This window comes from Streptomyces sp. NPDC093018, from assembly GCF_040684035.1.
Lineage (GTDB): Bacteria > Actinomycetota > Actinomycetes > Streptomycetales > Streptomycetaceae > Streptomyces > Streptomyces murinus.
This window is the reverse complement of record NZ_JBFBFF010000005.1, coordinates 480,115-503,914: the sequence shown is the minus strand read 5'-3', so window position 1 is coordinate 503,914 and position 23,800 is coordinate 480,115. Positions and strand designations below refer to the sequence as shown.

Sequence of the window (23,800 nt, the reverse complement as noted above, 5' to 3'; positions counted from 1 at the left end):
CCCCTGTTCCCTCGCCACGGCCCCCGTTGCCGATCGACGGCATTTGTCCCGTTTGTGGAACCTTTTCAAGCGTCGCACTCCGGCGCCATGGCTGCGCCCGGAACGTCTGGGCCGGTAGGCTTTCCGTGTGATCTTCAAGCGCATCGGAAACGGCCGGCCGTACCCCGATCACGGCCGGGAAAGCACCCGGCAGTGGGCGGACGTCGCGCCGCGCCCGGTCCGCCTCGATCAGCTCGTGACGACCAAGCAGCAGCTGGACCTGGAAACCCTGCTCGCGGAGGACTCGACGTTCTACGGCGACCTCTTCGCGCATGTCGTGAAGTGGCAGGGCGATCTCTACCTGGAGGACGGCCTGCACCGCGCGGTGCGCGCGGCGCTCCAGCAGCGCCAGGTGCTGCACGCCCGGGTGCTCGAACTCGGCTGACCCGACCGGCTGACCCGACCGGTCGGCCGGCCCTCGCCGAGTGCGCCGTTCGGCCTTGTGGCGCCCGCGGATTGACCCTTTCGGGTTCCACTGAGCGCCCTCGACTGATCATCTAATAGGCATCCCTGCCCCGGCGCACTACGCTGCGTTCATGAGCATGCTGACTCCCCCCGGCATGGGCGGCAAATACCGGATCACGGGGACGAAGTACCCCCGGATGCGCCGGCCCCGGCGGCGAGGCCGGCTGGTCGCGACCGTACTGGCCTCCGTGTGCGCACTCGGTCTGCTCGGCTGGGGCACGCTGGAGCTCATCGACGTCTTCAGCGGGGGCGGATCGACCGCCGACGCCGCGAAGCGGTGCCCGGCCAAGGGCAAGGCCGACGCGGCGAAGGCCGCGACCGCGCACGGTGGGAAGGTGCTGCCCCCGCCCGGCCGCATCACCGTGAACGTCTTCAACGCCACCGCCCGCACCGGGCTCGCCAAGGACACCGCGGACCAGCTGAAGAAGCGCGGGTTCAAGATCGGTGACGTCGGCAACGCCGGTGCGGACTACGACAAGAAGGTGAAGGGCGCGGGAGTGGTCCTCGGGCCGACGTCCGCGGTCGACACGTCCCTGCCGGTGCTCGGCGCGCAGGTCGCGGGCGCGGAGCAGCGCCCCGACGGGCGCAAGGGCGCCACGCTCGACCTCATCCTCGGGGACGGGTTCAAGGGGCTGGTGAAGGCGGCGGACGCGGACAAGGCGGTGACCGCCCTGACCGCGCCCGTGACTGCCGTCGGCTCGCCGGAAAAGAAGGGGTGCTGAGGCTTCGTCGTCGGGTGCGGTTCCGACGTGGCTGATCGCGCGGTTCCCCGCGCCCCCACGGGGGCGCTGGAAACCCCCGCTACTCCGCCGCGCCGTACAGCCGGTCGCCCGCGTCGCCCAGGCCGGGGATGATGTAGCCGTGCTCGTTGAGGTGGTCGTCGACCGCGGCGGTCACCACCGTCACCGGCGTGCCCGCCAGTTCGCGCTCCATCAGCTCGACGCCCTCGGGCGCGGCCAGCAGGACCACGGCCGTGACGTCGTCCGCGCCGCGCCGGATCAGCTCGCGGATGGCGGCGACCAGGGTGCCGCCCGTGGCCAGCATCGGGTCGAGGACGTAGACCTGGCGGCCCGAGAGGTCCTCCGGCATCCGGGTGGCGTACGTGGAGGCCTCAAGGGTCTCCTCGTTGCGGATCATGCCCAGGAAGCCCACCTCGGCGGTCGGCAGCAGCCGGACCATGCCGTCGAGCATGCCGAGACCGGCGCGCAGGATCGGCACCACGAGCGGGCGGGGGCGGGCGAGCTTGACGCCGGTGGTGCGGGCGACCGGCGTGTTGATGTCGACGATCTCGGTGCGCACGTCCCGCGTGGCCTCGTAGGCGAGCAGGGTGACCAGTTCGTCGGCGAGCCTGCGGAAGGTCGCGGAGTCGGTGCGCTGGTCGCGCAGCGTGGTGAGCTTGTGAGCGACCAGGGGGTGGTCGACGACGTGGAGGCGCATGCCCATAACGGTACCTGCGCCCCGGACCGGTCCGCGCTGGCGTCAAACCGGCCGTCCGGGGCAGGGTGACAGGGACGGACTGGGGTGGTGTGACGTGTCTGACCTGCCTGATACTCCCGACGACGCGCACGGGTCCAGGGCCACGGGTCCCGAGGCCGAGGCCGAACGGCGCCGTCGCAGAGCCCGGTTCCTGCGCGAGCTGGCCGAGGCCCGTGCCCTGCGCGACCGGGTCCAGCCGCGACGCGCCAAGGCGGCCCGATTGCGCCACGCGATGCGGATGCGGACCTTCCGTTGGTGAGGCCGGGGCCATGAGCTGGGACCCCTGGGCAAGAAGCGGGTGAGGAAGATCGCCGGCCGGGCCGAAGTTTCCGCGGTGGGCGTGCGTGAGCGTCTCGCAAAGCCGCGTACGATCCGCAGGTGGCCGCAATGAGAGCGCTGGTGACTCTGTGACGATTCACGCTCGAAACCGCCAGACACAGGGAGCCGAAGACGTCCCCTGAACGCCTTGTTTCTGCCACGATTCCGAGTGGGTGGGGCTCGGAGCCCAGCTCTCCCCGCCCAAAGAACCTCCGCCGGGGGGACCCCCAACCGGCACGCCTATGACCAGTGGGAGAGTCACGGTGTACTTCGCCGCACTGCTCGCGCGCACCGAAGACGGGTGGAAAGCGAGCGACACAGAGCTCGACGATGTGGAGACCCTGTCGGACCTGGCCGACCTGGCCCGTGAATCCTCTCCCGAGGAGGACACGGTGCTCGTCCTGATCGAGCAGGAGGACGCGTGGTTCGGCGTCGTCCGCGTGGACGGGGAGGAAGACCCCCGCATCTACGTCTCGGACGCGGCCGCCGCCGCCCGCAGCGCCTACGGCGAGCTGCTGCTCACCGATGAGCTGCTGGGCCGGGAGCCCGGCGCCGCCGACGGCCCCGACCTGGACGAACTCGACCTCGACGGCACCGAGGACGGCGAGTCCGAGGCCGACGACGACGGGGACGAGGAGGGCGGCACCGGCGACGCGGTGCCGCACAGCCCGGTCGGCGACAGCGAGATCCTCGACGACCTGGGCATCAGCGAGAAGGAACTGCGCTCCCTGGACGCCGAGGACGCGCTCGGTTCCATCGCCGAGGCCCTGGGCGCCTCGGAGGTGCTGGAGACCGTCCGCTGACCGCGGGAGGACCGGTGGGCGACACCCGTGCGGCGCCGGACCCGGTGCGCGACCCCTGGCGGGACGCGATGCGGCTCGCCCTGGCCGAGGCCGAGGCCGCCGTCCGGGGCGGGGACGTACCCGTAGGCGCCGTCGTCCTGTCCCCGGACGGTACGACGGTGCTCGCCACCGGGCACAACGAGCGCGAGGCCACCGGCGATCCCACGGCCCACGCGGAGGTCCTGGCGATCCGGCGGGCCGCCGCGCGCCTCGGCGAGTGGCGGCTGACCGGCTGCACGCTCGTGGTCACCCTGGAGCCCTGCACCATGTGCGCGGGCGCGCTGGTGCAGTCCCGGGTGGACCGGGTGGTCTACGGCGCCCGGGACGACAAGGCGGGCGCCGCCGGCTCGCTGTGGGACGTGCTGCGCGACCGGCGGCTCAACCACCGCCCGGAGGTCGTCGAGGGCGTCCTCGCGGGGGAGTGCGCCGCCCTGCTCACGGCGTTCTTCCGGGATCGCTGAACACCGATTTCGAACCATGCCCCACCGTGCTGTAAGGTCTCCCTCGGTAGCGTGTCCGAGCGGCCGAAGGAGCTCGCCTCGAAAGCGAGTGTGGCGCAAGTCACCGAGGGTTCAAATCCCTCCGCTACCGCTTCCGAAAGGGCCTCGTCGCAAGACGGGGCCCTTTCCGCATACGCCCAAATCGCCTTGCGCGGCGGGCCGTTGGTCCCCGATAAAGGGGTGAACGTTACACTCGCCGCCGGCAGGCAGGGGCCCATCGGGCCATGGACACACGGGAGGGCCGCGGTGGCGGTGAACGCCAAGAAGATCGTTCTGTACGCGCTCGTGGTCTTCGTGCTGTACGTGATCATCACGGACCCGGCCAAGGCGGCCAGCTATGTCCAGATAGGGTTCGAGGGCATATCGGACGCGGCCAGGGCCATCGGTGACTTCATGACCTGGGCCGCCAACGGAGGAAAGAACTGAGGTACTCCGCATGATCCGCCACCTGGTCCTGTTCAAGCTCAACGAGGGCGTCGAGCGCGACGATCCGCGGGTCGCGGCGGGCGTGGCGGCCTTCCGGGCGCTGCCGGAGCGGATCGAGGAACTGCGTTCCTGGGAGTGCGCCTGGAACATCACCGACCGGCCGATCGCCTACGACTTCGCGATCAACTCGGCCGTCGAGGACACCGGTGCCCTCCAGCGCTATCTGGAGCACCCGGCCCACCAGGCGGGCGTCGCCCTGTGGCGCGAATTCGCCACGTGGGTGATCGCGGACTACGAGTTCTAGGCCCCCTTCCCGCCGAGCTCTCCCGAAGCCTCCCGCCGTGCAGGCGGGGGGCTTTCGTGCGTTCCACGCCCCAACTTGTCAATGTTTGAACACAACACGGCGTTATCCGGTGCTTGCACACAGTGCACATGTCTTGTGATGCTATGACCGCTTTTGACGGATGATTGACCGAAGAGGTGGCGTTGACCGTGCCGGCCAGTACTGCGCCGCCCCAGGAGGAGGCCCCCGTCCCCGCCTCTGTGCCCCCAGGGAAACGCCGCGGCGCGGACACCCGGGCCCTGACCCAGGTGCTCTTCGCCGAGCTGAAGGAGCTCGCCCCCGGCACTCCGGAGCACAACCGCGTGCGGGGCGCGCTGATCGAGGCGAACCTCCCGCTCGTGCGCTACGCCGCCGCCCGCTTCCGCTCCCGCAACGAGCCCATGGAGGACGTGATCCAGGTCGGCACCATCGGCCTGATCAACGCCATCGACCGCTTCGACCCGGACCGGGGCGTGCAGTTCCCGACCTTCGCCATGCCGACCGTCGTGGGCGAGATCAAGCGGTACTTCCGGGACAACGTCCGCACCGTGCACGTACCGCGCCGGCTGCACGAGCTGTGGGTGCAGGTCAACAGCGCCACCGAGGACCTGACCACGCTGCACGGCCGTTCCCCCTCCACCGCCGAGATCGCCGAGCGGCTGCGGATCAGCGAGGAGGAGGTGCTCAGCTGCATCGAGGCGGGCCGCTCGTACCACGCCACCTCCCTGGAGGCCGCGCAGGAGGGCGACGGGCTGCCCGGACTGCTGGACCGCATCGGCTACGAGGACCCGGCCCTGGACGGCGTGGAGCACCGCGACCTGGTCCGCCATCTCCTGGTCCAACTCCCCGAGCGCGAACAGCGGATCCTGCTGCTGCGCTACTACAGCAACCTCACCCAGTCGCAGATCAGCGCGGAACTCGGCGTCTCCCAGATGCATGTCTCGCGGCTGCTCGCCCGCAGCTTCCAGCGGCTGCGCTCGGCGAACCGCATCGACGCGTAACCGGTGACCACAACCGGGCCGTGGTCACGGCCGCCCCACAAGCGGTCCTCCGTATAACAGAGCCCCGGGCGCATACCGGGCAAGTCGGTGGTCGCACAGTGGGCGCACCGAAGCACACACCCGAACAGCTCTGCATCGCAAACCCGATCGAGCGCTCACCGCCGCGAGCGATTCGCTCACCAGGGCTGTTTCCTGAGTTGAGGACCCGAAAGCCCGTCAGACCCCTTTTATCCAGCGGTGATTCGGATCTTCCGTGTCGACATGTCTCTACAGCGCGTTGCCGACATGTGACATTCTGCGGAAGACGCGTTTGCCGGGGCCTCGGCACCGGTATTCAGGTGAAGGCTGCGTTGCTCGACTCGACGGCGCGGCCGCGACCGTCCCGCGACCCGAAGGGGGTGGCATGTCCGCAGAACAGGGCAGCTCGAAAGTGCTGACGCCCGCGAAGAGCGAGGCGGCGCCCAAGGAGCTCGACGCACTCGACGTCCTCGACGGCATCGAGGTCGTCACGTCCCTCGACGCCGTGCCGGCCCCGGCCACCCCGCCGACGGGCGAGGCCATCGACACCCGCACCCTGTCCCGCTCCCTGTTCCTGCGCCTGGCCGCGCTGGACGAGAACAGCCCCGAGCGCGCCTACGTCCGGGACACCCTGATCGAGCTGAATCTGCCGCTGGTCCGCTACGCGGCGGCGCGCTTCCGCTCGCGCAACGAGCCGATGGAGGACATCGTCCAGGTCGGCACCATCGGCCTGATCAAGGCGATCGACCGCTTCGACTGCGAACGGGGCGTGGAGTTCCCGACGTTCGCGATGCCCACGGTGGTCGGCGAGATCAAGCGCTTCTTCCGCGACACCTCCTGGTCGGTGCGGGTGCCGCGCCGCCTCCAGGAGCTGCGCCTGGCCCTCACCAAGGCCAGCGACGAGCTGTCGCAGAAGCTGGACCGCTCCCCCACGGTGACCGAACTGGCCGCCGTCCTCGGTGTCTCCGAGGAGGACGTGGTCGACGGCCTCGCGGTCGGCAACGCGTACACCGCCTCCTCGCTGGACTCCCCGGCCCCGGAGGACGACGGCGGCGAGGGCTCCCTGGCCGACCGGCTGGGTTACGAGGACACCGCCCTGGAGGGCGTGGAGTACCGCGAGTCCCTCAAGCCGCTGCTGGCCAAACTCCCGCCCCGGGAGCGGCGGATCATCATGCTGCGCTTCTTCGCCAACATGACGCAGTCGCAGATCGGCGAGGAGGTCGGCATCTCCCAGATGCATGTCTCCCGGCTGCTCACCCGGACCCTGGCCCAGCTGCGCGAGGGTCTGATCTCGGACTGAGGGTTCCCATCTGACGGAGCGTCAGCCACCATGGCCGGATGCTTCGTCACGGGACGCCACGCACGACGACATGGTCACCCGGCCGCCGGCGCGCCCTCGCGGGAGCCTCGGCGGCCGTCGTGTGCCTGGGCGCGGCCCTCGGGGCGTGCGCCGGTTCGGGCGGCGGGGGCGGCTATGTGGCGGTGGGCGGCGCGGGGCGGCCGGGCCCGGTCGACGCGAGCCCCACGGGATCGGTGACGATGGTCCCGCTGGACGGACCGAAGGGCGGGCGGACGACTTCTCCGGACACCGCCGACCCCCCGTCGGGCACCACCGGCTCCGGACCCGGTCCCGCGCAGGCCGACGGCAGCCCCGTACCGAGCAGCACGCCGGACCCGCCCTCCCCGACCGGCACCACCACAGGCGCGGGTGCGAGCCCGGGTGCGGGTGACGGTCGTACGACTCCCGCTCCCGCCCCACCGGACCCGACCCCCGCCCCCACCGCGCCGCCCGCGCCCGCCGCCCTCTCCTGGGGAGAGCCGGTGACGGCGGACGGGGATCAGCGGTGGTGCCAGAAGGTGACCGTGGACTTCCGGAACTCCGGGGGCACGGCGGTGCGTTCGGGGTCGGTGACGTTCGCGACGCACGTCATCGGGGCGCTCGGCATCGACTGGTCGACCGTGCGGACGTCCGAGGCGCTGCCGGTGCCGATCGGCGCCGGGGCGCACACGGGCCACACCTGGACGGTGTGCCTCGACGCCTGGCGCGTGCCACTCGGCATGCACATCGAGACGCGGGACCTGTCCGTCCAGTGGAAGTGATCGCCGGAGAAGGGGTGCCTCCTCCGGGTGCGCCGGTTACTTCAGCGCGAGCCAGGCGACACCGGCCACGACCACGAGGGCCACGATGACGCCGATGATCACGCCGACGCGCGGACCGGAGGAAGAGGGGGCGGCCGCCTGCTGCTGACGCCCCTGCGGAGCCTCGTCGACGAAGGCGCGGAACATCTGAGTGCTGCCGGCAGGGTCGTAATTGCCCTGGGGGCCCTGGGTGTTAGCCATGAGCCGAGACCTTAGCGAAGACGGGCCGGGGCACCCAAGTGGGGGGCCACCGGGACAGACGGGGACACCCTTCGCGCACCTCCCTGCATATTCACATCCGCAACGCTATGCCTTTGCCAAGGTTTTACGCAGGCAACCCTCCACTTATTTGCCTGTAGCAACCAATGGCCCTTATGGTTGCCCTAAGCAACGAATACGGGAGGTGTGATGGCCGAGCATGCGCAGTTTGACGAGCTTGCGCGTCAGCTCAGCGCCGTCGGCGCCGTGAAACGGGACCTCGTACGGGTACTGCCCCCCGAGTGCCCCGGGGGCTCGGCCGCCGTGCTGACGCTGCTCGGCCGACACGGCGACATGCGCATGAGCAAGCTCGCGGAGCTGCTGGCCGTCGATCTGTCGGTGACCAGCCGGCACGTCGCGCATGTCGCCGCACGCGGCTGGATCGAACGGCACCCGGACCCGGCGGACAAGCGCTCGCGCATCCTGCGCCTGACGCCCGCGGGCCAGGCGCAGCTGGACGAGCTGTCCCGGCGGACCTCTCAGCTGCTCGCCGAGCGGCTCGGTGACTGGACCGACGACGAGGTCGGCCAGCTCATCCGGCTGATGACCCGCCTGCGCTCGTCGTTCGGCGACTGCCGGTCCCCCGCGGCCCGGCCGCCCACCCCCGTAGTCGAAGAGACCACCCGTACACCCGCAAGCACGTAAGAAAAGGAAGCCCATGGCAACGACCACACCAGCCGGTGTGCGGGCTCACGCCAAGCACGGGGGAGGCTCCTCGGCGGGCGACGCCCCGATGTCCCACCGCCAGATCATGGAGGCGCTCTCCGGCCTGCTGCTGGGCCTGTTCGCCGCCATCCTGTCCTCCACGATCGTCACCAACGCACTGCCGACGATCATCAAGGACCTCGGCGGCGGCCAGTCCGCGTACACCTGGGTCGTCACCGCGGCCCTGCTGGCGATGACCGCCTCCGTGCCCCTGTGGGGCAAGCTGTCCGACCTGATGAGCAAGAAGGCGCTCGTCCAGATATCCCTGGTCATCTACGTGGCCGGCTCGATCATCGCCGGTCTCGCGCAGAACCCGGCGATGCTGATCACCGCCCGGGTGGTCCAGGGCCTCGGCGCCGGCGGTCTGTCCGCCCTGGTGCAGGTCATCCTGGCCGCGATGATCGCCCCCCGCGAGCGCGGCCGGTACTCCGGCTACACCGGCGCCACCTTCGCCGTCGCCACCGTCGGCGGCCCGCTGCTCGGCGGTGTCATCACCGACACCAGCTGGCTCGGCTGGCGCTACTGCCTGTTCGTCGGCATCCCCTTCGCGCTGATCGCGCTGGTCGTCCTCCAGAAGACCCTGCACCTGCCGCTCACCAAGCGCGAGGTCAAGGTCGACTGGCTCGGCGCCTTCTTCATCACCGCGGCCGCCTCGCTGCTGCTGATCTGGGTGACCTTCGCCAACGACAAGTACGACTGGCTGTCCTGGCAGACGTACGTGATGGTGGGCGGCACGCTCCTGCTCGCGGTGGCCTTCGTCTTCACCGAGACCAAGGCGGCGGAGCCGATCATCCCGCTGCGCCTGTTCCGCAACCGCACGATCTCGCTGGCCTCGGTGGCCTCGCTGTTCGTCGGTGTCGGCATGTACTCGGGCACCGTCTTCTTCTCCCAGTACTTCCAGCTGGCGCGGGACAAGTCCCCGACCATGTCCGGTGTGATGACCATCCCGATGATCGGTGGTCTGTTCATCTCCTCCATGGTCTCCGGGCGGATCATCTCCAACACCGGACGCTGGAAGAACTGGCTGGTCGCCGGCGGTCTGTTCCTCACCGCGGGGCTGTCCCTGCTCAGCCTGATGCGCTACGACACCCCCTACTGGCAGCTGTCCATCTACATGGCGCTCCTGGGCATCGGCGTCGGCATGATGATGCAGAACCTGGTGCTCTCCACGCAGAACCAGGTCGCCCCGAAGGACCTGGGCGCCGCCTCCTCCACGGTGAGCTTCTTCCGCTCCCTCGGTGGTGCGGTCGGCGTCGGCGTGCTCGGCTCGGTCATGTCGGACCGGATCAGCCACTACGCCGCGAACAGCATCGGCGAGCTCAGCCCGAAGGCCCGGATGGCCGCGGCCCAGGCCGTCGGCGGCGGCGAGCTGCCCGACATGAACAGCCTGCCCCTGCCGATCCGTCATTGGCTGGAAAGCGCCTACGGGCACGGCATCGCCGACGTCTTCCTCTACGCGGCGCCCTGCGCCCTGGTCGCCTTCGTCGTGGTGATGTTCATCAAGGAGGTCCCGCTGCGGACGACCGGCGCGCTGACCCAGGCCGCGCAGGAGAAGACGGGGACCGTGGAGAACACGCTGGAGAGCACTGTGGAGAACACCATGCGGAACGTGCCCGGTGAGCCCGAGCAGGAGCAGGTGCCCAGCCTGACCGCGCCCGCTCCGGTGCTCGGCGCCACCGAGGCGCTGGCCACCGCCACCGCGAGCGCGGCCCCGATGACGGCCGTGGCGACCATCGCCGAGCCCGGTTCGGGCGGCGACGGCACCCCGGTGCACGGCTTCGTCCGCGGCGCCGAGAGCGCCCCGGTCCCCCAGGCCGCGGTCACCCTGATCTCGCTGGCCGGCCGCCAGCTGGGCCGCTCCGTCGCCCAGGCCGACGGCTCCTACGCGCTGGCCGCCCCCGGCACCGGCAGCTATGTCCTGATCGCCGCCGCCGACGGCTACCAGCCGCAGGCCTCCACCGTCGTGGTGGGCGAGGAACCGCTGTCGTACGACATCCTGCTCAGCGGCACCAGCGGGCTGACCGGTGTGGTGCGGGCGAGCGGGAGCGCGCTGCCGGTCAAGGACGCCATGGTGATCGTCACCGATGTGCGCGGTGACCTGCTGGCCACCGCCGCCACCGGGGAGCAGGGCGAGTTCGGCTTCACCGACCTGGTGCCCGGACCGGTGACCGTCGCCGTCAACGCGGGCGGTTTCCGGCCGCGCGCCCTGCCCGTCGAGGTGGCCGCCGCCGGTATCACCCGGGTCGGCGTCGACCTGGACGCCGGCGCCCGCCTCCAGGGTGTCGTCAAGGCCCCGCACGGACCGCTGGCCGACGCCCGGGTGACCCTGGTCGACCAGGCCGGAAACGTGGTCGGCAGCGCCACCACGGGTACGGACGGCGCGTACGCCTTCACCGACCTGGACAGCGGCGACTACACCGTCATCGCGACCGGCTACCCGCCGGTGGCGACCGCGCTGACCGTCACCGGCACCGGTGCCGACGGTCACGACATCGAACTCGCCCACCCCGGCGAGTAGTTCCACCCGGCCCGTGGCAGGGCACGCTCCGAGCGGAGCTGCCCGGCGCCACGGGCCGGTTTCTCATGACCTATTTGCATGGCCTCGCAGGGAGAAAACGGGATGGGACTGACCGCGAAGATCCGTACGCGGGACGGGTGGGCCGTGTCGCACGCGGTCGTCACGGTGACCGACATGACCGGTACGCAGGTGCTGCGGGCCGAGGCGGACGCCGAGGGGGCCGTACGGGACACCACCGAGCTGGCCCCGGGGGCGTACACCGTGATCGTGACCGCCGTCGGGTACGCGCCGGCCGCGTCCAGCGCGATCGTCACCGCGAGCGGCCGCGCCGAGATCGGCGCCGTGACCCTGGCCCGGCAGGGCGGCACCGAGCTGCCCCCGCCCGGCCCCTGGACCATCGACCCGGCGCACTCCTCGGTCGCCGCGGTCGCCCAGCACCTGGGGATCTCCAGCGTGCACGGCCGGTTCACGGAGTTCGGCGGCACCATCGAGATCGCGCCGGACGACATCGCCAAGTCCCGGGTGGAGGCGGTGATCAGGGCCGGGTCGATCGACACCGGCAACGGCATGCGCGACACGCATCTGCGCTCCGGTGACTTCCTCGACATCGAGAACCACCCGGAGATCACCTACCGCTCCACCGGGCTGACCCAGGCCGGTTCGGACCGCTGGACCGTGCACGGCGAACTCGCCCTGCACGGCGTGGTCCGCGAGGTGGACCTGGACCTCGCCTACCTCGGCACCGGCGCCGACCCGTGGGGCGGCACCCGCGCCGCCTTCCGGGCCACGGCGGAGCTGCACCGCGAGGACTTCGCGATGAACTACAACCAGGTCCTCCAGGCCGGTATCGCCGCCATCGGCACCACGCTGAAGGTCCAGCTGGACATCCAGGCGGTGCAGGGGGACAGCCTGCCGACCGGCTGATCCACGGCACGGGAAGAGCCCGCCGACCGGATGCCGGCCGGCGGGCTCTTCCGTGCGCTGCGCCGGCTAGTTGTCCGTCGCGCCCACGATGCGCCGGGCCAGATCGCGGAGCTTCACGTTCTCCCGCTGGGAGGCGCGCACCAGGCTCTCGAAGGCGGCCTGGGCGTCGATGTCCAGGCGTTCCATCAGGATGCCGGTGGCCTGCCCGATCAGGTCCCGGGTGTGCATGGCCGCGGTCAACTGCTCGCGTACCGTCACGGAGTTCAGGGCGAGGCTCACATGCGCGGTGAACAGCCGGCCGAGCCGGGCCGCCGCCTCGTCGAAGGCGCCGGGCTCCCGGGAGTAGGCGGTGAGCACCGTCAGCCGGCGCCGGTCGGCGCGCAGCCGCATCGACAGCACCGAGCGCAGCTCCTGCGGTTCGCCGTCCGCGCCGCCGCTGTCCGCCACCCGCACCACCGGCGCGTCCCACAGGCGCTCCCAGTGCGGCAGGTCGGGGGTGCCGGCCGCGCGCACGATGTCATGGCTCCAGGCGACCGTGCGCCGGCTCTCCCCCCGCTCGATCTCGCAGACCCCGGCGTGTTCGGCGCCGGGCAGCAGATGCACCGCGAGCCGGACCGCGGTGTCGAGGGTGGCGCCGGGGGAGGCGCTCTCGTGCAGCTCGCGGGCGGCCGCCGTCAGGGCCTCGGCCAGATCGAGGGCGCCGGGGGAACGGGTCGCCTCGACGACGTCGTACGCGGAAAAGTCGTACGAGGGGGAGTCGGGCACAGAAAAGTCGGACGCAGCCACCACGAACCTCTCGGATGACATGACCGTGCGGCCATGCGCAGGAGAGCTCCGCAGCACATTCCCGACTGCGAGCACAGGACAGAAGAACTTTAGCTGCTCCATTGCGGTGAAGTGACCTTCCTCCGGTGCCGCTCGCGGCGGCCGGGAGCGTTCTAGGCTGCGGCCATGGCACCCAACATCGCGACGAACACCCGTGTCTCCCTGGCCGAGCTGCTGGACTTCGTACGACCCCGCCACCGGGCGCTGCTGATCACCCGCCGCGCCGACGGCTCCCCGCAGGCCTCCCCGCTGACCTGCGGGGTGGACGACTCGGGCCGGATCGTGGTCTCGACGTACCCGGAGCGGGCCAAGACCCGCAACGCCCAGAGGGATCCGCGGGTGAGCCTGCTCGTGCTCAGCGACGACTGGAACGGCCCCTGGGTGCAGGTCGACGGCACCGCCGAGGTCGTCGGCGCCCCCGACTCGGTGGAGCCGCTGGTCGAGTACTACCGGAACATCGCCGGTGAGCACCCCGACTGGGACGAGTACCGGGCGGCCATGCGCAAGCAGGGCAAGTCGATCATCCGGGTGACGCCCGAGCGCTGGGGGCCGGTGGCGACCGGGGGGTTCCCGGCGCGGCTGGTCGGCGGGGAGTGAAGGACCGGCGGGGGCTCCGGTCCCCTTCGGGTCGGGGAGGGCTCAGCCCCGTTCGACCATCGCCTCGATGCCCGCGATCAGCAGGTCCAGGGCGAAGGTGAAGTCACGGCCCATCAGCTCGGCGACCGTGCCCCGGCCGCGGGCCTCCATGATCTGCCGGGACTCCTGCACGAAGTCCGCGGTGTGCGGGTCCTGCCGGACCGAGTTCCTGGCCTGCTGGTAGTAGTCGTCCGCGGTCAGCCCGGAGTCCGCGATCCGGCCCATGAACTGGGCCTCCTTCGTGCCGAAGCCGTACACGAACTGGAAGACGGCCGAGATCGCGCCCATCACCCGGTGCGCGGGCAGCCCGGAGCGGCCGAGGGTGCGCTGCACGCTGCGGGAGAAGTCCAGCGAGTGGGGGCCGATGTTCAGGTACTGGCCGGCCAGCCGGGACAGCCAGGGGTGGCGCACCAGCAGGCCCCGGTACTCGGCGGCCAGCGCCCGCAGCCGCTCCCGCCAGTCGGCCGCGTCGTCCTCGGCGGGCAGGCGCAGTTCGCCGTAGGCCGCGTCCAGGGCGAGTTCGAGCAGGTCGTCCTTGGTGTCGACGTACCAGTACAGGGACATCGCGCTGACGTTCAGCTCGCCGGCGAGGCGGCGCATGGAGAACTTGGCGAGGCCCTCGGCGTCCAGGAGGCGCACGGACGCGGCGGTGATCCGCTCCCGGTCGAGACCGGAGGGCTGTCCGCCGCGACCGCCGCGCCGGGGCTTCTCCTGGAGCCACACGCTGTCCCGCGCCGTCCGCCCCGCCGTCTTCGCCACCGGCGCACCTTCCTCTGTTTCCGGCCAGTCGGAGCCCATCGAGGCCACTGCCCGGGAGGCCAGGGGTCGGCCGGCGCGGGGGCGCGGGCCCGCATCCCTGAGCCGTTACCCACATCCCCCGGCTCTTAGGCGCGGCCCGCTCCGCCGTTTCCTCTCAGTTTCCTGTGCGCTGGGTGAGGTCGTAGAAGGTGGCCGAGCCCACGGTCACCTTCTTGAAGTTGCTCTGGACCCAGGAGCTGATCTGTGAGCCGGTGCCGCTGTCGCCACCGCGCCCGGCGCCCTCGCCGCCGCGGCCCATGCCACCGCCCCTGCCACCGCCGTCGATGAAGTAGTGGATCCGGCCGTCGGCCACGTACTTCTTGAACTGGGCGAGCGTCGGGGACGGGTCGGTGCCGTTGAAGCCGCCGATCGCCATCACCGGGTCACCGGTGGCGAGCTGGTAGCTGGCCGCGTTCTGCGAGCCGATGGACGCGGCGACCCAGGTGTACCGGGAGGCGTCCTTCTTCAGCAGCTTCTTGGCCGCCGAGCCGACCTGGGTGCCGTTCAGCAGACCGCCGAAGCCGCCGGCGCCGCCGCCCTCACCGGTCCGGGCACCGCCCGGGAAGCCGCCGGCGAGGTCGCCGCCGAGGCCCGGGAACCCGTTCCCGTTCTGCCCGCCCGGCATGCCCTGACCACCGGGCATTTCCTGGCCGCCGGGCATTCCCTGGCCGCCCGTCGACCCCTGGCCGCCGGGCATGCCGCCGCCGCCGAAGCCGCCCGGCATGCCCTCGCCGCCGAACCCGCCCTTCGCGCCGCCGGACCGGCCGCCCGGGAACCGGCCGCCGCCGAAGCCCATCATGCTCGCGCCCGCCGGGCCCGCCGTCGGGATGGCGCCCTCGTGCCCGGTGTCCACCGTGCTCAGGGTGTAGGCGGTGGGACCGGCCAGCGCGGCGATGACGGCCACGGCCGCCGCACCGAGCGCGAGCGGCCGGGTGAGGCGCCCGGCGAAGATGATCCCGAGGGCCGCCACCAGGCCGCCGACCAGGACCAGCCACTTCAGCCAGGGCAGATAGGTGGGCGTGCGGTTGAGCAGCACATACCCCCAGGCCGCGGCCGCCACCACGGAGGCGGCGAGCGCGAGCGCCGCCCACACCCGCCCGCGCCGCTCCCACAGCAGCCCGGCGCCCATGCCGATGACGGCGGCCAGGTAGGGGGCGAGGGCCACGGTGTAGTACTGGTGGAAGATGCCCGCCATGTAGCTGAACACCGCCATGGTGGTCACCAGGGAGCCGCCCCAGACCAGGAGCGCGCCGCGGGTGACCGAGGTACGCCGGTACCGCCGGGTCGCCACCAGCCCCGCGACCAGCAGGATCAGCGCGGCGGGCAGCAGCCAGGAGATCTGGCCGCCGACCTCGGAGTTGAACATCCGGTCCCAGCCGGTCGACCCCCACATCCCGCCGCCACCGCCGGGACCGCCGCCGCCGGGGGCCCCGCCCCCGCCGACGCTGCCGGTCTCCTCGCCGTTCAGCCGCCCGAACCCGTTGTAGCCGAAGGTCAGTTCCAGGAAGCTGTTGTGCTGCGAGCCGCCGATGTAGGGGCGGGACGCGGCCGGCCACAGCTCGACGATCGCCACCCACCAGCCCCCGGACACCACCAACGCGAGGGTGGCGGCGGCCAGTTGGCCGAGGCGCTTCTTCAGCGGGACCGGCGCGCACACCGCGTACACCACGGCGAGCGGCGGCAGGATCAGGAACGCCTGGAGCGTCTTGGCGAGGAAGGCGAGACCGATCGCGGCCCCGGCCCACACCAGCCACCTGGTCCGGCCGTCCTCCAGCGCCCGTACGACGAGGTAGCAGGCCCCCGACATCAGCAGGGCCAGCATGGCGTCCGGGTTGTCGAACCGGAACATCAGCGCCGCGACCGGGGTGAGCGCGAGCACCGCGCCCGCGAGCAGACCGGCCGCGGGGCCGCTCCGGCGGCGCACCGCGGCGTACACGACGGCCACGGTCGCCACGCCCATCAGCACCTCGGGCGCGAGGATCGCCCAGGAGTTCACGCCGAAGATCCGCACCGACAGCTCCATCGGCCACAGCGAGGCCGGGGGCTTGTCGACGGTGATGGCGTTGCCCGCGTCCAGCGAGCCGAAGAACAGCGCCTTCCAGGACTTGCTGCCCGCCTGGACGGCCGCCGCGTAGAAGGAGTTGGCGTAGCCGGAGGCGCTCAGGTTGTACAGGTAGAGCAGCAGGGTCGCGGCGAGCAGCCCGAGGAAGGCGGGGCGTGCCCAGCGGGGGTCCTCGGGGCGGCCGCGCCACAGGCGGTGCGGGAGGGAGGGCGGCCGGGACGCGGCTTCCGGTGCGGCCGCCGGGGGCGGTGATCCTGGCGGGCCCCAGCCGGTCGTGCCGTCCGGCCCCTCGTTCGCGTCGGGCGGGCGGTCGTAGGAGGTGCTCATCGGGACCCTTCGGGGGCGTCGGTGTCGTACGGCTGCCGCTGGTCCGGGAACACCCAGGCGCGGAAGAGCAGGAACCGCAGTACGGTCGCGGCGAGGTTGGCGGTGACGAGGACCGCCAGTTCGGTGGAGTGCGCGGGACGGCCGCCGGCCGCGTCGAGGGCGGCCAGGGAGCCGCTGGTCAGGGCGAGTCCGATGGCGAAGACCACCAGGCCCTGCGCCTGATGGCGGACCGCGCCGCCCCGGCCGCGCACCCCGAAGGTGAGCCGGCGGTTGGCGGCCGTGTTGGCGACGGCCGAGACCAGCAGCGCGAGACCGTTGGCGAGCTGCGGCCCGCAGAACTCCCGGAAGCCGCTGTAGAGCAGCAGATAGCAGAGGGTCGACAGGACGCCGATCGCGCAGAAGCCGATCAGCTGCCGGGCCAGGCCCTTCGGCACCCCGGTCAGCTCGCGGTCGCGCGGGTCGTCGCCGAACGGCCGGGCGAGCAGGTCGAGCGGCAGCGAACCGGTGGCGAGCGCCCGGCCGATCCGCCAGACGCCCTTGAGGTCGTCGGTCGCGGTGCGCACGATGTGCACGGTGGAGTCGGGATCGTCCACCCAGTCGACCGGCACCTCGTGGATCCGCAGCCCGGCCCGCTCGGCGAGCACCAGCATCTCGGTGTCGAAGAACCAGCCGGTGTCCTCCACCAGCGGCAGCAGCACCCGGGCCACATCGCCTCTGATCGCCTTGAAGCCGCACTGCGCGTCCGAGAAGCGGGCCTGGAGCGAGCCGCGCAGGATCAGGTTGTACGCCCGGCTGATCAGCTCGCGCTTGGGGCCGCGCACCACCCGGGAGGAGCGGGCCAGCCGGGAGCCGATCGCGAGGTCCGAGTGACCGGAGATCAGCGGTGCGACCAGCGGCAGCAGGGCGTTGAGGTCGGTGGAGAGATCGACGTCCATATAGGCGAGGACCGGCGCCTCGGACGCGGACCACACGGTGCGCAGCGCCCGGCCGCGGCCCTTCTGCTCCAGCCGTACGACGCCCACCCCGGGCAGCTCGGCCGCCAGCCGCGCCGCGACCAGGGGGGTGGTGTCGGTGGAGGCGTTGTCCGCGATCGTGATGCGGAAGGCGTAGGGGAAGGTGCGCGTCAGATGCTCGTGCAACCGGCGGACACACGGCTGGAGGTCCTGTTCCTCGTTGTAGACGGGGATCACCACGTCCAGGACGGCCCTGCCGGCGGCCGAGACCGGCAGGTGCTCCCGGGCCGGCAGCGTGCCGGGGGGCGAGTCGGGAGAAGAGTCGGTTCGCATGGAACCGACTCTTGTCAGGTGCCCTGTCGCATCGATGTGGTGATGCTGTGGTACGGCTGTGAGTGTGAAGTGGCTTGATATGCAGGGGAGTTGGTGTCATCCAAGCAATCGGGGCCGGGGACGGACCGGGTGCCGAGCGCGGGCAGGCGCAGGGTGAACACCGTCCTCCCGGGCGCGCTCTGCACGCTCACCGAGCCGTCGTGCGCCGTCGCCACGGCCTGCACGATGGCGAGCCCGAGCCCGGTGGAGCCGGTGGCCCGCGTCCGCGCCGAGTCCCCGCGCGCGAACCGCTCGAAAACATGCGGCAGCAAATCAGCGGGAATTCCCGGCCCGTTGTCCTCGATGTCCACGCACACCCAGGGCCCCTGTCTGCGCACCCGCGCGGTGACGGTCGTACCGGGCGGGGTGTGGCGCTGGGCGTTGGCCAGCAGGTTGACCAGGACCTGCTGGAGCCGGGCGGAGTCGGCGCGGACCGGTGCGGGTTCGTCGGGCAGCGCGAGCCGCCACTCGTGGTCCCGGCCGGCCGCGCGGGCGTCGCTGACGGTGTCCACGACGAGCGGCACCAGATCGGTCCGCCCGAACTCCAGGGGGCGGCCGGCGTCCAGGCGGGCGAGCAGCAGCAGGTCCTCCACCAGCAGGGTCATCCGTCCGGCCTCGGACTCGATCCGCCCGAGGGCGTGCCGGGTGTCGGGGCCGACCTGTTCATGGCCGCGCCGGGTCAGTTCGGCGTAGCCGCGGATGGAGGACAGGGGGGTGCGCAGTTCATGGCTGGCGTCGGCGACGAACTGCCGTACCCGCGTCTCGCTCTGCTGCCGGGCCTCCAGGGCGCCGTGCACATGGTCGAGCATCCGGTTCAGCGCGGCGCCGACCTGCCCGACCTCGGTGTGCGGATCGCACTCGGCGTCCGGGACGCGCTCGCTGAGGTTCACCTCGCCGGTGTGCAGGGTCAGTTCGGAGACGCGGGTGGCGGTGGCGGCGACCTTGCGCAGCGGGCGGGTGGCCACGCCGACGATGACGGTCCCGGCGAGGCAGGCCGCGAGCAGCCCGGCGGCGGTGACACAGACCTCGACGAGGATCAGGGTGTTGATGATGCCGTCGGTGTCGTCGGTCGGTATGGCGACGTAGAAGGAGCCGTTGGGCCCGGTGACGTACTCGGCGCGGTAGCTGCCGAGGCCGGGCAGGTCGAGGGTGTGCGCACGGAGGTCCTCGGGCACGGTGCCGAGGGCCGTGAGCTGGTCCCCGTCGAGATCCTGGGCGCTCATGTACGGCGCGGACTTCGACTTGCGGCCCACCTTGCCCTCGGTCGCGGTGCCGTCGCTCACCACGGCCACGACCGTGTACTGCGGCTGCGGGCCCAGGGCGACGAACTGGTCCAGCCCGATGCCCGCGGGTGCCTGTGCGCCGGCCGGCACGCCGGGCCCCTTGCCCTGCCCCGGCGGGGCGAAGACACCGGAGGCCCGCTTGCCGACCTCGTCCAGCCGGCCGTCCAGCTGCGCGTACAGATGCGAGCGCAGGGCCAGGGTCGTCACGGTGCCGATCACCGCGCAGACGACGGCGATCAGGACGACGGAGGCGACGACGAGACGGGTGCGCAGGGTACGGGGGGAGGAAGTCCGCGGGGAGCGGATCCGGGGGGAGCTGGGCGAGGCGGAGCTGGGCGAGGCGGAGCTGGGCGAGGCGGAGCTGGGCGGGCGCGGGGTGGACCCGCGCGCCGGGCTCGACCGGGGTGCGGGTCGGGGCCCGGACGGTCCGCTCATCACACGGCGGGCTTGATCAGGTAACCGGCGCCGCGCCGGGTGTGGATCATCGGCTCGCGTCCGGCGTCGAGCTTCCGGCGCAGGTACGAGATGTACAGCTCGACCACGTTGGCCTGGCCGCCGAAGTCGTACGACCAGACGCGGTCCAGGATCTGCGCCTTGCTGAGCACGCGCCGCGGGTTGCGCATGAGGAAGCGCAGCAGCTCGAACTCGGTGGCGGTGAGGTGGATGGAGTCGCCGCCCCGGGTCACCTCGTGGCTGTCCTCGTCCAGGGTGAGGTCGCCGACGACGAGCACGGACTCGGAGCGCCGGTCGGTCGCCCCGGACCTGCGGATCAGTCCGCGCAGCCGGGCGACGACCTCCTCCAGGCTGAACGGCTTGGTCACATAGTCGTCGCCGCCCGCGGTGAGCCCGGCGATCCGGTCCTCCACCGCGTCCTTGGCGGTGAGGAACAGCACGGGCACGTCCGGCAGTTCACGGCGCAGCCGGCCGAGGACGGCCAGTCCGTCCATGTCCGGCAGCATCATGTCGAGGACGACGGCGTCGGGGCGGAACTCGCGGGCCGTCTGGAGGGCCCCCTGACCGTCCGTCGCGCTTCTGATCTGCCAGCCCTCGTAGCGAAGGGCCATGCTCAGCAGTTCGGTGATCGACGTCTCGTCGTCGACCACCAGCACGCGGACGGGGCTCCCGTCCGGCCTCAGCAGTTCGGTGCGCCCCTGGGGCGAGGTCGTGGTCATGGCGGCCACACTGTCGGGGCCCTCTGAGAGGAGTGTTTCACCAGTCTTGGTTTTTCCTGAGAAACACACAGCCACCACTCAGACAACGCCTGGGTGACCCCTCAGAACAGCCCATCCTGCTCCTGGGGGAACTCACGTACGGGCAGGGCGAGTTCATCGCCTTCCCTCAGCATGGGCACGAGTCCCCACCCCCGTATCAGCCGGGTGTCGAGCACGACGACCCCGCGGCCGCGCACCGCCAGATGAAGATCGGGTCCGGCGGCCGCGACCAGCTCCCCGCCGACGGCACCACCGGGGACGAGCTCGGTCACCTCACCGAAGGCGGCGGGTACGCCTTCGAGCCCGAAGGCCCGCACCTGGTCGACGACCTCGCAGGGCTCGGCCCGCAGCGACTCCGGCCACCGGTCGAGCGCGACGGCCCGCCGGTGCAGCGCGCGCACCTCGGCCGCCCGCTCCTCCGCCGTCCCCGGCAGTCTCGCCCGCACCGCCCGCTTCTCGGCGTACGCGATCCGGTCCGGCACCCCCAGCGCGGCCCGCAGCATCTCCTCGGTACGCCGCGCCGCCATCAGGGGCCCGGTCCCGAGCCAGCTGAAGCAGATCGCGCCCTGCTCCAGCAACCGCGCCGGCCCCCGCTCGACGGCCGTGATGCCGACCTTGACCAGGCCGGGTCCGAACCAGGCGAGATACACCCGGTACGGCCGGGGGTCGTCGGCGATCGTGTCGGCGGCCACGGAGTGCGCCCGGTCGAGCCGCGCGCACTCCTCACACCGGGCGCCGGTGCCGCGCCCCGGCACGACCGCCCGCACCGGGCACGCGTGCCCCCGCGCCCCCACGCAGATACGCCCGCCCCCCTCCGGCACGGCGAACCCGACCCGCTTCCCCCACGCCAGCGCGCTGCCCCGCCCGCCCTCCCAAGCGAGCACGAGCCCGTCGCCGGACCAGCGAAGCCCGGAGCATCTCCACATCTGTGCCATCACTCATGAGGGTAGGGGGTGGGTCTGACAGCGGCGGGGGAGGCGGGGACGGGATGCGGTGGGCGAAGGCCCGAGGCCGCGATGCCCTGCATCCGGCACCGCACGGGGCCACCGGTGGGCGGCGGTGGGCGCCGGAAAATCCGAGCGTCGCCGTCGGGGCGCGGGATAGCCTCCCCTGGCGTCTCCCCTGGCGTCTCTCCGGGAGCCGGTTCCGCGAGCGTGGGAGGTACCAGCGTTGGCAGGCCGTTCCGCCGCCGCCCGCCCGGCCGGGCTCGTCGGGCTTCTTCTCGCCCTGGCGGCCTCGGAGTTCGGGGACAAGCTGGTGCAGGTGGCGTACGCGCTGATCGCGGTGCGCGCGGGTTCGACGACCTTCCTCGCCGCCGTACTGGCCGCCCAGACGATCCCGGTCCTGGCCCTGACGCCACTCGTCAGCTCCCGGGGGTGGATCCGCTCGCGGACGGCGTGGCGGGCCGGGCTGATCGGGCAGGTGGCGGCGTTCGCCGTCGCGGCCGCGGTGGCGGACCACCGGATCGCCGTCCTGGCCTGCATTCTCGTCGCCGCGTCCTGCGAGGCCCTGACGATGCCGTTCTCCCGCTCTCTCCTGCACGCCCTCAGCGACGGGCGGCAGGCCGAGCTGGCCAGGTGGTGGAGCGTCTCGAAGGCGGGGGCCGGCGCCGCGGGCATGGTGCTGGCCGGTGCGGTGGTGGCCCTGTCCGGTGCGGAGTCGGCCTTCGCCCTGAACGCCGTCACCTTCCTGCTGGTGCTGGCCGTGGCCTGGTCGCCGCGGATCCCGGAGGAGGGTACGACCGGCAGCCGTAGCGCCACCGCGGGGTTCGGCCGCCTGCTGGCCCCGGGCGCGTTCGGCCCCCTCGGCCTCCTCTGCGTGACCGCCATGCTGATCACCACCAGCCTGGAGGGCGTGTCGGGCCCCTTCATGCTGGCCCGGACGCCGGGTTACGACGCCCACGGGCTCGGCGTGGTGATGGCCTGCTGGGCCGTGGCCTCCATGATCGCGGCGGCGGCAACCCCCCGCCGTGTCACCGGCATTCGCGCGCTCCTCCCTCTGTCCAACCTGCTGGTGGCCCTCGCGATCGGTCTCCCGAGCCTCGGTCTCCCCTTCTGGTCGGCCACCGTCGCCTTCGCCCTGGGCGGCATCGGGAACGGCGTCTTCAACCTCCTCCTCACCCGTGTCATCTGGTCGGGTGTCCCGGCCGCGGGCCAGCCCCATGCCTGGGCCGCGTTCAACTGGCTCCTGAACGCCTCCCTGTTCCTGAGCTTCGCGGTGGGCCTCTTCCTCCACCCCCGGCACACCCCGGCCCTCCTGGCGACTGCCGCGGCGCTCTGCCTCGTCGCGGGCTGCGCCTATCTGTCGGCCCTGGCCCGGACCCGCAAGGCGGCCCGCGTCATCGCCTGAGCCGGGGACGACCGCCGTTTCACCGGCTTACCGCTCATCGCCGAATGAACGGCGGCACTCGGCGGAGAGGGTGACGCTCGCGGCAACACAGATTACTTGTGCATGGTGCGGCCCACCGAATGTGCCACTTTGACTGTGACGCTGCTCCGCACGATATTCGAGCCCCGCGGCTCGGAACCCGAGGGGAAAGAACCTTGCGCAGAATCCAGCGAATTCTGATCGCCGCCATCGCAGTGGGAAGCTTCACCGCTGCGGGCATGGGAGTTGCCTATGCGGGCGACTCGAACAGCCACAACTCGAACAGCTACAACGGTCCGATGTACACGTTCCTCGGACTCAACCTCCTGGGCGGCCAGACTCCGCAGACCCCCCAGACCCCTCAAACGCCGCAGACCCCCCAGACGCCGCAGACTCCTCAGACCCCGCAGCGCATCGACCCCGGGCAGTCGACCGAGGGACGGGGCGGCCAGGGCACCGCGCAGACCCCGAACACCCCCAACACACCGAATACTCCGAACACTCCGGGTGGCGGCGCCAACACTCCGAACACGCCTAACACCCCCAACACTCCGAATACCCCCAACACGCCCAACACCCCGAATACCCCTAACACTCCGAACACGCCCAACACCCCGAATACGCCCAACACCCCCAACACTCCCAACACCCTGGGCCTTCTAAGCCTTCTGAATGCCTTGCTGTAGTCGGCGGGTGGGGCGTTGCATCGGCCCCTGGATGCCGAGGTGATCGGCGATTCGGTGAGCCGGGTCTTGGGCGGCTGTTTCGTCAGCCGTCGAGGCGCCCAGACATGAGGAAGCCGCGCAAACGCTGCTGCGCGGCTCCATCATGCTGTTGAGCGATGTCAGCCTGGCGTGTTCGGGGTGTTGGGTGTGTTGGGCGTGTTCGGAGTGTTCCCGCCGCCACCCGGGGTGTTCGGAGTGTTGGGCGTGTTCGGAGTGTTCGGGGTGTTCCCGCCGCCACCCGGGGTGTTCGGAGTGTTGGGCGTGTTCGGAGTGTTCGGAGTGTTCCCGGC

At 71.7% G+C, this 23,800-nt stretch carries 25 protein-coding genes, 1 tRNA gene and 1 pseudogene; 18 read left to right on the top strand and 9 right to left on the bottom strand.

What is annotated here, in order from left to right; translation table 11 throughout:
• Positions 1–127 precede the first annotated feature (127 nt).
• Entirely contained in the window at positions 128–424 is a 297-nt protein-coding gene (locus tag AB0N90_RS15615) for a type II toxin-antitoxin system VapB family antitoxin (RefSeq protein WP_003986294.1), read from the top strand.
• A 151-nt stretch (positions 425–575) separates the two neighbouring features.
• A complete protein-coding gene (locus AB0N90_RS15610; RefSeq protein ID WP_361671780.1) occupies positions 576–1,226 on the top strand; it encodes a LytR C-terminal domain-containing protein in 651 nt (216 codons plus the stop codon).
• Positions 1,227–1,305: 79 nt separating this feature from the next.
• On the opposite strand, the gene upp is transcribed toward AB0N90_RS15610, so the two are convergent.
• Positions 1,306–1,941, bottom strand: a complete 636-nt coding sequence (gene upp / locus AB0N90_RS15605) for a uracil phosphoribosyltransferase (protein ID WP_361671782.1) — start codon at positions 1,939–1,941, stop codon at positions 1,306–1,308.
• A 94-nt stretch (positions 1,942–2,035) separates the two neighbouring features.
• Here upp and AB0N90_RS15600 point away from each other — a divergent pair, with 94 nt between their 5' ends.
• The 9 genes from AB0N90_RS15600 to AB0N90_RS15560 all read left to right on the top strand — a co-directional run bounded on the left by AB0N90_RS15600 (position 2,036) and on the right by AB0N90_RS15560 (position 7,507).
• Positions 2,036–2,239 carry a hypothetical protein gene (locus AB0N90_RS15600; RefSeq protein WP_361671785.1) on the top strand — a complete coding sequence of 68 codons (204 nt, stop codon included), beginning with the start codon at positions 2,036–2,038 and terminating at the stop codon, positions 2,237–2,239.
• 322 nt (positions 2,240–2,561) lie between these two features.
• Positions 2,562–3,101, top strand: coding sequence for a hypothetical protein (locus AB0N90_RS15595; protein WP_361672654.1), 540 nt, complete (start codon positions 2,562–2,564; stop codon positions 3,099–3,101).
• A 68-nt stretch (positions 3,102–3,169) separates the two neighbouring features.
• Positions 3,170–3,601: a tRNA adenosine(34) deaminase TadA gene (gene tadA / locus AB0N90_RS15590; protein WP_361672657.1), complete on the top strand. Its 432-nt coding sequence runs from the start codon at positions 3,170–3,172 to the stop codon at positions 3,599–3,601.
• A 45-nt stretch (positions 3,602–3,646) separates the two neighbouring features.
• Positions 3,647–3,731 (top strand) — tRNA-Ser (locus AB0N90_RS15585).
• Between the two features lie 155 nt (positions 3,732–3,886).
• Positions 3,887–4,066 (top strand): hypothetical protein, encoded by a 180-nt coding sequence (locus AB0N90_RS15580; RefSeq protein WP_037650636.1) that lies wholly within the window; start codon positions 3,887–3,889, stop codon positions 4,064–4,066.
• A gap of 10 nt (positions 4,067–4,076) precedes the next feature.
• Positions 4,077–4,370: a Dabb family protein gene (locus AB0N90_RS15575; RefSeq protein WP_361671787.1), complete on the top strand. Its 294-nt coding sequence runs from the start codon at positions 4,077–4,079 to the stop codon at positions 4,368–4,370.
• Between the two features lie 164 nt (positions 4,371–4,534).
• Positions 4,535–5,389, top strand: a complete 855-nt coding sequence (locus AB0N90_RS15570; RefSeq protein WP_128790781.1) for an RNA polymerase sigma factor SigF — start codon at positions 4,535–4,537, stop codon at positions 5,387–5,389.
• A gap of 403 nt (positions 5,390–5,792) precedes the next feature.
• On the top strand, positions 5,793–6,707 hold the full coding sequence (locus tag AB0N90_RS15565) for an RNA polymerase sigma factor SigF (protein WP_365196605.1): 915 nt from the start codon (positions 5,793–5,795) through the stop codon (positions 6,705–6,707).
• Between the two features lie 38 nt (positions 6,708–6,745).
• The gene (locus AB0N90_RS15560; RefSeq protein WP_365196603.1) at positions 6,746–7,507 is read left to right on the top strand and encodes a hypothetical protein; all 762 of its coding nucleotides are present in this window, start codon (positions 6,746–6,748) and stop codon (positions 7,505–7,507) included.
• Between the two features lie 36 nt (positions 7,508–7,543).
• Here the strand turns inward: AB0N90_RS15560 and AB0N90_RS15555 are convergent, their stop codons facing one another.
• Positions 7,544–7,747, bottom strand: coding sequence for a hypothetical protein (locus AB0N90_RS15555; RefSeq protein WP_037650629.1), 204 nt, complete (start codon positions 7,745–7,747; stop codon positions 7,544–7,546).
• Positions 7,748–7,954: 207 nt separating this feature from the next.
• Between AB0N90_RS15555 and AB0N90_RS15550 the strand changes: the two genes are divergently transcribed.
• The 3 genes from AB0N90_RS15550 (at position 7,955) to AB0N90_RS15540 (ending at position 11,951) form a co-directional block, all read left to right on the top strand.
• The gene (locus AB0N90_RS15550; protein ID WP_085565537.1) at positions 7,955–8,449 is read left to right on the top strand and encodes a MarR family transcriptional regulator; all 495 of its coding nucleotides are present in this window, start codon (positions 7,955–7,957) and stop codon (positions 8,447–8,449) included.
• A 13-nt stretch (positions 8,450–8,462) separates the two neighbouring features.
• Positions 8,463–11,027: an MFS transporter gene (locus AB0N90_RS15545; RefSeq protein WP_365196600.1), complete on the top strand. Its 2,565-nt coding sequence runs from the start codon at positions 8,463–8,465 to the stop codon at positions 11,025–11,027.
• Between the two features lie 102 nt (positions 11,028–11,129).
• Positions 11,130–11,951, top strand: a complete 822-nt coding sequence (locus tag AB0N90_RS15540; protein ID WP_136100581.1) for a YceI family protein — start codon at positions 11,130–11,132, stop codon at positions 11,949–11,951.
• Between the two features lie 66 nt (positions 11,952–12,017).
• Here AB0N90_RS15540 and AB0N90_RS15535 read toward each other — a convergent pair whose 3' ends face one another.
• On the bottom strand, positions 12,018–12,716 hold the full coding sequence (locus tag AB0N90_RS15535) for a GAF and ANTAR domain-containing protein (RefSeq protein ID WP_232989065.1): 699 nt from the start codon (positions 12,714–12,716) through the stop codon (positions 12,018–12,020).
• A 186-nt stretch (positions 12,717–12,902) separates the two neighbouring features.
• Between AB0N90_RS15535 and AB0N90_RS15530 the strand changes: the two genes are divergently transcribed.
• The gene (locus tag AB0N90_RS15530; RefSeq protein ID WP_365196597.1) at positions 12,903–13,373 is read left to right on the top strand and encodes a PPOX class F420-dependent oxidoreductase; all 471 of its coding nucleotides are present in this window, start codon (positions 12,903–12,905) and stop codon (positions 13,371–13,373) included.
• A gap of 42 nt (positions 13,374–13,415) precedes the next feature.
• Here AB0N90_RS15530 and AB0N90_RS15525 read toward each other — a convergent pair whose 3' ends face one another.
• The 4 genes and pseudogenes from AB0N90_RS15525 to AB0N90_RS15510 all read right to left on the bottom strand — a co-directional run bounded on the left by AB0N90_RS15525 (position 13,416) and on the right by AB0N90_RS15510 (position 19,444).
• The gene (locus tag AB0N90_RS15525; RefSeq protein ID WP_365196595.1) at positions 13,416–14,171 is read right to left on the bottom strand and encodes a TetR/AcrR family transcriptional regulator; all 756 of its coding nucleotides are present in this window, start codon (positions 14,169–14,171) and stop codon (positions 13,416–13,418) included.
• Between the two features lie 154 nt (positions 14,172–14,325).
• A complete protein-coding gene (locus tag AB0N90_RS15520) occupies positions 14,326–16,599 on the bottom strand; it encodes a glycosyltransferase family 39 protein (RefSeq protein ID WP_365196592.1) in 2,274 nt (757 codons plus the stop codon).
• Between the two features lie 35 nt (positions 16,600–16,634).
• Positions 16,635–17,885, bottom strand: a pseudogene (locus AB0N90_RS15515) (bifunctional glycosyltransferase family 2/GtrA family protein); the annotation flags it as partial.
• 14 nt (positions 17,886–17,899) lie between these two features.
• Entirely contained in the window at positions 17,900–19,444 is a 1,545-nt protein-coding gene (locus tag AB0N90_RS15510; RefSeq protein WP_365196749.1) for a HAMP domain-containing sensor histidine kinase, read from the bottom strand.
• Between AB0N90_RS15510 and AB0N90_RS15505 the strand changes: the two genes are divergently transcribed.
• A complete protein-coding gene (locus AB0N90_RS15505; RefSeq protein ID WP_365196759.1) occupies positions 19,416–19,658 on the top strand; it encodes a hypothetical protein in 243 nt (80 codons plus the stop codon). The genes AB0N90_RS15510 and AB0N90_RS15505 overlap by 29 nt on opposite strands.
• Here the strand turns inward: AB0N90_RS15505 and AB0N90_RS15500 are convergent.
• A complete protein-coding gene (locus tag AB0N90_RS15500; RefSeq protein ID WP_037650620.1) occupies positions 19,642–20,379 on the bottom strand; it encodes a response regulator transcription factor in 738 nt (245 codons plus the stop codon). The two genes, AB0N90_RS15505 and AB0N90_RS15500, sit on opposite strands and share 17 nt — an antisense overlap.
• 101 nt (positions 20,380–20,480) lie before the next feature.
• Positions 20,481–21,353: a DUF2797 domain-containing protein gene (locus AB0N90_RS15495; protein WP_365196589.1), complete on the bottom strand. Its 873-nt coding sequence runs from the start codon at positions 21,351–21,353 to the stop codon at positions 20,481–20,483.
• 235 nt (positions 21,354–21,588) lie between these two features.
• Here AB0N90_RS15495 and AB0N90_RS15490 point away from each other — a divergent pair, with 235 nt between their 5' ends.
• Both AB0N90_RS15490 and AB0N90_RS15485 read left to right on the top strand, forming a co-directional pair.
• Entirely contained in the window at positions 21,589–22,767 is a 1,179-nt protein-coding gene (locus AB0N90_RS15490) for a hypothetical protein (protein ID WP_365196586.1), read from the top strand.
• 194 nt (positions 22,768–22,961) lie between these two features.
• Complete coding sequence (locus AB0N90_RS15485) at positions 22,962–23,471, top strand: hypothetical protein (protein WP_365196584.1); 510 nt, start codon at positions 22,962–22,964, stop codon at positions 23,469–23,471.
• Positions 23,472–23,800 lie beyond the last annotated feature (329 nt).